This window comes from Rhodococcus sp. MEB032 (assembly GCF_030208925.1).
GTDB classification, from domain to species: Bacteria; Actinomycetota; Actinomycetes; order Mycobacteriales; family Mycobacteriaceae; genus Rhodococcus_F; species Rhodococcus_F qingshengii.
Genome location: NZ_JARVSY010000031.1, coordinates 105,794 through 114,360, shown reverse-complemented (window position 1 = coordinate 114,360; position 8,567 = coordinate 105,794). Strand labels below are relative to the sequence as shown.

Annotated in this window: 9 protein-coding genes and 1 pseudogene; 4 read left to right on the top strand and 6 right to left on the bottom strand. The window is 61.7% G+C overall.

What is annotated here, in order from left to right; genetic code table 11:
• Positions 1 to 168 (top strand): annotated as a pseudogene (locus QRN54_RS27115) (HNH endonuclease); the annotation flags it as partial.
• Between the two features lie 9 nt (positions 169 to 177).
• On the opposite strand, the gene QRN54_RS27110 reads toward QRN54_RS27115, so the two are convergent.
• Both QRN54_RS27110 and QRN54_RS27105 read right to left on the bottom strand, forming a co-directional pair.
• Entirely contained in the window at positions 178 to 1,026 is an 849-nt protein-coding gene (locus tag QRN54_RS27110) for a hypothetical protein (RefSeq protein WP_285183461.1), read from the bottom strand.
• 116 nt (positions 1,027 to 1,142) lie between these two features.
• Complete coding sequence (locus QRN54_RS27105) at positions 1,143 to 2,144, bottom strand: PHP domain-containing protein (RefSeq protein WP_047272636.1); 1,002 nt, start codon at positions 2,142 to 2,144, stop codon at positions 1,143 to 1,145.
• A 60-nt stretch (positions 2,145 to 2,204) separates the two neighbouring features.
• Between QRN54_RS27105 and QRN54_RS27100 the strand changes: the two genes are divergently transcribed.
• Together QRN54_RS27100 and QRN54_RS27095 are read left to right on the top strand one after the other, a co-directional pair.
• The gene (locus QRN54_RS27100; RefSeq protein WP_030537452.1) at positions 2,205 to 2,615 is read left to right on the top strand and encodes a TIGR03668 family PPOX class F420-dependent oxidoreductase; all 411 of its coding nucleotides are present in this window, start codon (positions 2,205 to 2,207) and stop codon (positions 2,613 to 2,615) included.
• Positions 2,616 to 2,759: 144 nt separating this feature from the next.
• On the top strand, positions 2,760 to 3,512 hold the full coding sequence (locus tag QRN54_RS27095; protein ID WP_172403480.1) for a cyclase family protein: 753 nt from the start codon (positions 2,760 to 2,762) through the stop codon (positions 3,510 to 3,512).
• On the opposite strand, the gene QRN54_RS27090 is transcribed toward QRN54_RS27095, so the two are convergent.
• From QRN54_RS27090 to QRN54_RS27075, 4 genes are all read right to left on the bottom strand, one after another.
• Positions 3,501 to 5,057: a GGDEF domain-containing protein gene (locus QRN54_RS27090; RefSeq protein WP_007729043.1), complete on the bottom strand. Its 1,557-nt coding sequence runs from the start codon at positions 5,055 to 5,057 to the stop codon at positions 3,501 to 3,503. The genes QRN54_RS27095 and QRN54_RS27090 overlap by 12 nt on opposite strands.
• 135 nt (positions 5,058 to 5,192) lie before the next feature.
• Positions 5,193 to 6,083: a metal ABC transporter permease gene (locus QRN54_RS27085; protein ID WP_030537455.1), complete on the bottom strand. Its 891-nt coding sequence runs from the start codon at positions 6,081 to 6,083 to the stop codon at positions 5,193 to 5,195.
• A 3-nt stretch (positions 6,084 to 6,086) separates the two neighbouring features.
• Positions 6,087 to 6,818: a metal ABC transporter ATP-binding protein gene (locus QRN54_RS27080; RefSeq protein WP_003942501.1), complete on the bottom strand. Its 732-nt coding sequence runs from the start codon at positions 6,816 to 6,818 to the stop codon at positions 6,087 to 6,089.
• Positions 6,815 to 7,741, bottom strand: a complete 927-nt coding sequence (locus QRN54_RS27075; protein ID WP_047272640.1) for a metal ABC transporter substrate-binding protein — start codon at positions 7,739 to 7,741, stop codon at positions 6,815 to 6,817. The genes QRN54_RS27080 and QRN54_RS27075 overlap by 4 nt, the downstream gene beginning before the upstream one ends.
• 77 nt (positions 7,742 to 7,818) lie before the next feature.
• Here QRN54_RS27075 and QRN54_RS27070 point away from each other — a divergent pair, with 77 nt between their 5' ends.
• Complete coding sequence (locus QRN54_RS27070; protein ID WP_285183460.1) at positions 7,819 to 8,496, top strand: SDR family oxidoreductase; 678 nt, start codon at positions 7,819 to 7,821, stop codon at positions 8,494 to 8,496.
• Positions 8,497 to 8,567 lie beyond the last annotated feature (71 nt).

The window sequence follows — 8,567 nt, the reverse complement described above, 5'->3', positions numbered from 1 at the left end:
GACAACCTGGTCCTACTCTGCCGAACCCACCACACCCTGATGCACCGAAAACCCGGATTCACCGGCAAATGGGAAATCCGAATGGGCACCGATCACCTGCCCTGGTTCATCCCACCACCAGGCATCGACCCCGACCAGAAACCCCGCCGCTCCACCACACGACTCTGAACCCGGAGGTCACCGAGCAAACGTCTCGGTGACCCATTCCGGCGTGCTTCGATAACCGGAAAGGGCGGCGCGGCGACATCCATCCAACTCCACGCTCACAGGAGTACCACCCGAACCGTCAACCCGTAGGAGGGTTGATGATGCTGTCGCTGTCGCGATCTGATCACAAGGCTGAGCTATAGGAGCATCGGCTATGGCGGCAACCACGTCTCGACTCTCCGCTTCGGACAGGCGAATAACGTCCACGTCTGTCTGAGATTCATGCCGGCACACGGATAGTCCTGCAGCATCAGCGACAGGCGTAGCCAGCTCATTGTCTAGCGGGTCATAGCCTTCGCCTCTCTCGAACTGCTCGCGCGCCTTGTCAACTTCTCTGGCATCTGTCCGGTCGAATTGAACGGCAGACGAGCGATCGCAATTCGCCATCGTCGGAGAAAGACTCAACGAAGTTCGGACACGTTCGACTTCATGCAGAGATCGAAGCGAATCGAGAGGCCCGACTTGAAAGCCGCACGGACTCGACGGCCAGGCCGGAAACATCACTTGTCCGGCGCTGTTGGCCATCCACAGTTTGACGGGAACCAGTTCGCTTGTGACACAACTCGCAACGACATTGTCGGGAAAGCGTTTGGAGTCGACACGATATGCATCCTTGACGGCGGCTACGTCACCTTCGAGTCGAACCATGTCGACGGTTAGCGCTCCGGAGGCATCTTCGCCGACTTCGCAACGAAATACTGCCACTGGATCGAAATCAGATGGAAGATACCCTGTTTCGTGTTTCGGACGCGAATACAGATCGACACCGAACAGGCCCCATGCGACTTCAATTCCGAGACAGTCGGCAGTCTCGAACACCCGAGCCTCAGGAGGTGTGAAGTACACCGAATCTCGCCAGAACGGAGCCGAACAAGCGGTGACCAGGCAAAGCGACGCCACCAACGGCACCGACAGCAGCGCGCGTGCCGAGACCGTCAATTGCCCGCCCACTCCAGAAGGTTGTCGGCGGTCCAGGTATTGATCACCCGATCGGCTTCGACGCCGCACTTTTCGGCCCGGTCACAGCCGTAGCCCTGCCAAGCCAGCTGACCGGGGGCATGGGCGTCAGTGTCGATGGAGAAAAGACAATCGAGATCGCGGGCCAACTCGATCAAACGCGAAGGCGGGTCACGACGCTCCGGTCGGGAGTTGATCTCGACGGCGGTCCCTGATTCTCGGCAGGCCTCGAACACTTTCTCTGCGTCGAACTGCGACTCGGGCCGGGTTCCGCGAGCACCCTCGACAAGACGCCCGGTGCAGTGCCCGAGAATATCGACACGCGGATTTCGCACTGCAGCAAGCATTCTGCGGGTCATCGCCTCGCGTTCGGACCGCAGCTTGGAGTGGACGCTCGCCACCACGATGTCGAGTTCGTCGAGCAGATCGGGATCCTGGTCGAGTGAACCGTCCTCGAGGATGTCCACCTCGATTCCCGTGAGAATGCGGAAGGGAGCCAGTTCGGCATTCAACCCGGCTATCACGTCGAGTTGAGACCGTAGGCGCTCCGCGGACAGCCCGTTTGCAACTGTGAGGCGAGGCGAATGGTCGGTGAGGGCGCAGTAGTCATGGCCGAGTGCTGCTGCGCGTCGCATCATCTCTTCGATGGGGCTTCCACCATCGGACCAGTCGGAGTGGGTGTGGAGGTCGCCGCGCAGCGCTTGTCGCAATGGGCTGTCGCCGATGGGCTCAGCCTGCCCCCGCAGTTCCTCGAGATACTCGGGGATGCCGTCGTACGACTGAGCGATAATCGTGGCAGTCTTCGGCCCGATGCCGGTGAGGGCCTTCCAACTGTCGGCTTTCCGGCGAGACTCCTTCTGCTCGTCGGACAATCCTGAAAAGACCTCCGCAGCTCGGCGATAGGCCTTGACGCGGTGCGTTTCAGCGCGTGATCGTTCGAGCCAGTAGGCGATCTCCCGAAGCGCTTCATCCGGTTCCATGAGACCACTGTTCCGTCAGCAGCGGCTCGCGGCAACCCTTGATCCCCTTACGCTGTGAATATGGACGACCCGAGAGCACGATTTGAAGCCGCGCGGGTGGCTCACCTGGCAACGGCAGATGCGGCCGGCGTTCCGCACATCGTGCCGCTGGTATTCGTCTTGGTGGGCGGCACCGTCTATTCCTGTGTCGACCACAAACCGAAAACCACGACCGCTCTTCGCAGGCTCCGGAACATCACCGAGACGGGGCGCGCAAGCCTGCTGGTCGATCATTACGACGACGACTGGTCCGCGCTCTGGTGGGTCCGCGTCGACGGACATGCGGAGGTTCTCGACCCCGGCACCAAGGAGTCCGAGAGCGCGATCGATGCTTTGGCCGCAAAGTATCCGCAGTACGTAGATCACCGACCGCACGGACAGGTGATAGCTGTCCGCGATGTGGAGTGGTCGTCATGGTCCGCAGCAGCCTAAGGTTCTGTCCTAGTGTTCAAGGAGCGAAAGTGATTGCAACACTCTCAATTCGGACAAATTGGTGGGGGATCGATGAAACGACGGCAGTTACTTCAGCGCGCAGCCACAGGTCTGGCGCTGGTAGCGGGACCTCAGGTGATCGACATGGGTAGCAGTTCCGGAAGCAGTCAAGACGCAACAAGTCCGTTGAACGAACAGTTGTCGGTTGTTTCGCTCTCACACGTGAACGACCCGGCGACGACGCCGGTTTTTCCAGGCGACCCCGAGTTCACTCTCGACACAGCGGCCACCATCGCAAACGACGGCTACTACCTCCAGTACGTCAAGGAAGGTGAGCACACGGGCACGCATTGGGGCGCACCCGCACACTTCCAGGAAGGCGGCCTCACAGCCGACCAACTCGATCCGGCGGACCTCTTCCTCCCCGCAGTGAAGATCGACATCCGGGACAAGGCTGCCGCCGATTCGGACTATGCGCTCACGGTCGCGGACCTGCAGGAATGGGAAACGCGCAACGGCAAGATCCCCGATGGAGCGGCCGTAGTTCTCTGGACCGGGTGGGAATCGCGCTGGGGTAGCGAAGAATATGCCAACTCCGATGCCGAGGGCGTCACCCACCAGCCCGGCTTCTCGGTGGACGCGGCGCGGTGGCTGATAGACACCGGCCGTTTGGGCACCCGCGGAGCATTGGGAACCGACACGTTCGGTCCCGACCTCGGAAACGACGAAACCTACCCCGTCTCGACAATCCTGTACGACAAGCATCGAATCAGCCTGGAGAACTTGAACAATCTTGCCGCCCTGCCAACCACCGGGGCCAGCATCCTTGTCGGTGGTGCGATCAACAAGGCCGGATCGGGTTCACCGGCAACGATTTTCGCACTACTACGGCGATAACCATTTGCGACGGTCGCCGTAGACAACGACCGCTCCCTTCCCACTTCTCTTCGCCTCGTACATCGCCGCATCGGCCTGGCGAAGAAGAGTGTGCGCGCTGAGCGGTTCGTCCCCGAACTCGAACTGCGCGGACTCGAAATGCGCGACACCAACGCTCGCACCCACCGACACCGATGTGTCTGCAGTCTGATCGGACCTGAGCGCGTCGACGATCCGGCGAGCCACGACGACGGCGTCGTCGATCGTGCCCTGCAGGAGCACTGTGAACTCGTCGCCACCGAATCGAGCGACAAACGCACCCTCGGGAACCGCTTCGCGCAGACGTGCTGTGAGAGCAACCAGTAACCGGTCGCCGGCCGGGTGCCCGTATCGATCGTTGATCTGTTTGAAGTCGTCCAGATCGACAAGCATCAGCACCCAATCGGAGTTCGTCTGGCGATAGTTTTCGATGGCGCTCGCAAAGTGTTCGTCGAACGCGGCCCGGTTTGCAAGCTCGGTGAGTGGGTCGTGATGTGCTCGGTACCTCAGCTCGTCCTGGGCAGCGGAGATCTGTTGGAGGAGCGCGTCGTTCTCGAGGAGCGTGAGTATTTGGCGCACCAGCGCGAGAACCAACACGCCGACGCCGAGTATCACGACCACGGCATCGAGGTTGCCGACGATCAGCGCCTGAACAGTCACGATCGTCGCGATCACCGCGATCAACAGATACGGCAGCAGCAACTGAGTCCGATCGCTTCGCCACTGCTGCGGCGCGTTGCGGTTCCGAGGCTCGGTTCGCTTCGTCAGCGCCGCCAAGGCGATCAACGGCGGCCCCGCGATGAACCCGGCATCGGCGATGGTCGGCATACTCTCGGCGCCGATCGCCACCAAGTACGCGTAAAGACTGTCCGAAAGGGAGAGCATCACCAACCCGCACCCGAGGAACGTCAGCGGTTCGCGGATCTCGGCAACGGCCTTCGGTCCGATGACCATCAGCAAGACCATGGCGATCAGAACGAAGTCGGTGATCGGATACATCACCGCGACAAGAAACCCGAGAGATCCCGTCGGACCGGTATGAACGACGGCGCCCAGGGCCGTCGTCCACGTGAGGATGAACAATCCACCGACAACGACAAGACCGTCGAGCGTCAGCACGAGCCAGAGATGGATCGGACCGATCGCCTCACGCCGGGGCGACTGACGCACCAACGACAGAAGCGCCGGCACGGCGAACACCGGGAACATGAAGAAACCGATATCCGCGATCGACGGCGACGGAAGTGGAACGTGGAGAACCGAGCGGTAGAACGCCCAGAAGAACATCCCGAGAGTCCAGCCGGCCATACCCAGAGCCATCAGAGTTCGCCAACGACGCTCGACGCCGTGATAGCGCCGCGATGTCCACCAACAGACCGCAGTTGCGGTGGCTCCGCCGACGAGCTGGGCGATATCGTCCACCAGAACCGAAGTTCGTGGGCTGAGCAGCCCGGATCCGGCGAGAGCGATGACCGCGACAACGACGCCGAGAACCAGCCACGTGCGTCGCGCTCGGAACTGCGTCATCGAAGAACCCATCGGTGTTCAAGGCGTCACCACCGATCGTCTTGCAGCCGGCATCGTTGCGGCCGGAATGTTGTGGTGACGAATGCCCGTACGAACCTACCCGATTTGGTAGCGGATTGTTAACTGGACGAACGATCAGGAAGGCTCGTACGCCGCGGCGCTGTATTCCGCTCGGGTCCTACGCTGCTGCGAAGTCCATTTCGCGATCACCCCTTGCGAGGGGCTGAACAGGTACACCAGAGCGAACACGATGCCCTGCGTCATGACGACCATGCCACCGGAAGCCGTGTCGAGGTAGTAGCTGACGTAGATACCGGTAATCGCGCAGACTGCGGAAACGACGGGAGCTATCACCAGCATCCGCGAAAACTTGTCGGTGAGGAGGTAGGCCGTCGCGCCGGGGATGATCAGCATCGCCACCACCAGCACGACGCCGACGGCTTGCAACGCCACAACGGACGTGAGTGCGAGGACGCCGAGTAGCAGCGCACCCAGGCGCTTGGGCGAAAGACCTATCGCGTTCGCATGGATCGGGTCGAAGGCGAACAACGTCAGATCACGACGCTTGATCAACAGAATGCTCAACGCCAACGCGCCGAGTATCGCGACCTGCAGAAGATCGGACGAGCTCACCCCCAGCAGGTTGCCGAAAATGATGTGGTTGAGATCGGTCTGGCTGGGGGTCACCGAGATGAGAACCAAACCGAACGCAAAGAGAGTCGTGAAGACGATACCGATCGCGGCGTCTTCCTTGACGCGACTGGTGTTACGGATCAGTCCGATCAGCGCTACGGCGATCAACCCGAAGATCAAGGCCCCGATGGCAAATGGTGCGCCGACGACGTAAGCGAGGACAACACCCGGCAGCACGGCGTGCGAGACGGCGTCGCCCATCAACGACCACCCGATGAGCACCAACCAACAACTGAGCACCGCGCAGACAACCGCTGCCACAACCGCAACGGCCAACGCTCGCACCATGAATCCGTACTGGAGAGGATCAAGTAGCAGTTCTACGAGGTTCATCGATCAGGTCCTGTCCATCACGTCGAGACCGAAAGCCAGGGCGAGGTTTTCCGGTTGCAGCACGGTGTCCGGGTCGGAATGCACCAGGACCTTGCGCATGAGCAGTACCGCCTCGTCGCAGAGTTTCGGCACAGCGTGGAGATCGTGGGTCGAGACCAAGATCGACCGGCCGTCGGAAGCCAACTCTCGTAGCAGCGTAGAAATCGTTGCCTCGGAACGCTTGTCGACGCCCGCAAACGGCTCGTCCAGCAACAGTATCGACGCGTCCTGCGCGATGCCGCGTGCGACGAACGCGCGCTTCTTCTGACCACCCGAGAGCTGACCGATCTGACGATCCGCAAATTCGGTGAGTTCCACCCGCTCGAGGGCCTCTGCCACCGCCTCGCGATCTGCACGCCGCGGACGTCGCAAGAATCCGAGGTGACCGTACCTGCCCATCATCACGACGTCACGGACGCTGATCGGGAAGGTCCAGTCGACGTCTTCACTCTGCGGCACGTATCCGACGCGGCCGCTCTTGCGCGCAGTGGCTGCGTCGAGACCGGCGATTCTGACAGAACCGTTGTCCGGCTTGATCATCCCCATGATCACTTTGAACAGAGTCGACTTTCCTGAACCGTTCATGCCGATCAGTCCGCAGACGCTACCCGAGTTCAACGTCAGATCGACGTGGTCCAGTGCGTGGACCTCGCCGTAGTGAACGCTGACGTTTTCGACGCGAATGGCTTCGTTCATGATTTACCGCCGGTCAGACCGCCGAGGATGACGTCGGTGTCGTGGCGAATCATGTCCAGATAGGTGGGCACGGGACCGTCGGCTTCGGACAGCGAATCGACGTACAGCGTTCCGCCGAACTTCGCGCCGGTCGCCCCGACAACCTGCTGCATGGGGGCATCCGAGACCGTCGACTCGCAGAAGACGGCGGGAACGGAATTGGCTCGGACGAAGTCGATCGCGGCGATGATCTGCTGCGGCGTCGCCTGCTGCTCGGCATTGACCGGCCAGATGTACGCCTCGCTGAGTCCCGCGTCCCTGGCCAGATAGGAGAACGCACCCTCGCAACTGACGAGTGCACGCTGACCTGCGGGCAATGCCGCCAGCCCACTGACCAGGCCGTCCTGAACTGCTTGCAGTTCCGCCTTGTACTTCGCGCCGTTCTCCGCAAATGCCGAGGCGTTGTCCGGGTCGAGGTCGCTGAAAGCAGTCACCATGTTGTCGACGTAGATCTGCGTATTCAACGGAGACATCCATGCATGCGGATTGGGCTTGCCCGCATACGCGTCGCCGGCGATCGGAATGCCTTCGACGCCGTCGCTGACCACGACGTGTGGCACGTCCAGTCCGTTGACGAATTTCGCGAACCACGCCTCGAGGTTCATGCCGTTGTCGAGGATCAGATCGGCTTCGCTCGCCCGCCGAATGTCTCCGGGCGTCGGCTCGTAGCCGTGAATTTCCGCCCCCGCCTTGGTGATCGACTCGACGCGAAGATGATCGCCGGCAACGTTCTGGGCGATGTCCGACAGCACGGTGAACGTGGTGAGCACCACCGGGCGGTCGTCGTCGGAGCCAGAACTCACCGCAGAACAGCTGGACAGAAGCAGGGCGGCGAGGGCGGCAATTCCCAGGCGGCGGAAGTTCTTCGCGTCGCGTGTCGTCATGGTCGAACTCTAATATGTGGGTAAACAAATACACAAGTTCGTCTGACCGAACAATCCTCACTCGATAGGCTCGCACCATGCGTCCTACTGCCTTGATCACCGGTTCCAGTCGCGGCCTCGGAGCTGCCATCGCACGCGAACTGGCGCCGACACACGACCTGCTGCTCGGTGCACGATCCGCACAGGCCCTCGAGCCGATCTGCGCCGAACTGCCCGGATCGACGCCCCTACCCCTCGACCTCACGGACTACGACGCCGTCGCCGCCGCCGCCTCGTCCATCACGACGCTCAACGTGCTGGTACACAACGCCGGCGTGGCCGACATCGGAACCATCGAGGAATCCTCGGTCGATCAGTGGCGACGCACCCTCGAGGCAAACGTCATCGCCGTCGCCGAACTCACGCGGGTTCTCCTGCCCGCGCTTCGTGCGGCTGGAGGTCACGTCGTGCTGATCAATTCGGGTGCCGGACTGCGCGCCAACGCCGGTTGGGGCTCGTATGCGGCCAGCAAGTTCGCCCTGCGCGCTTTCGGAGATGCGTTGCGCCTGGAAGAGCCGGCACTGCGGGTCACCTCCATTCACCCCGGACGGATCGACACCGACATGCAGCGCGACATCGTCGCGGGTGAGGGCGACGAGTACGACCCTGAGCGCTTCCTGAAAGCCTCCACTGTGGCGCGTGCCGTACTCACTGCCGTCGAAACACCGTCCGACGCACACCCCACGGAGATCGTGCTTCGACCTACCGGCCGGTAAATCCCCAGTTCGGCGGTAACGGAATGGTGACGATGGCCATCCGGATATCGCTTTTCCGGGCACTGGCCCGA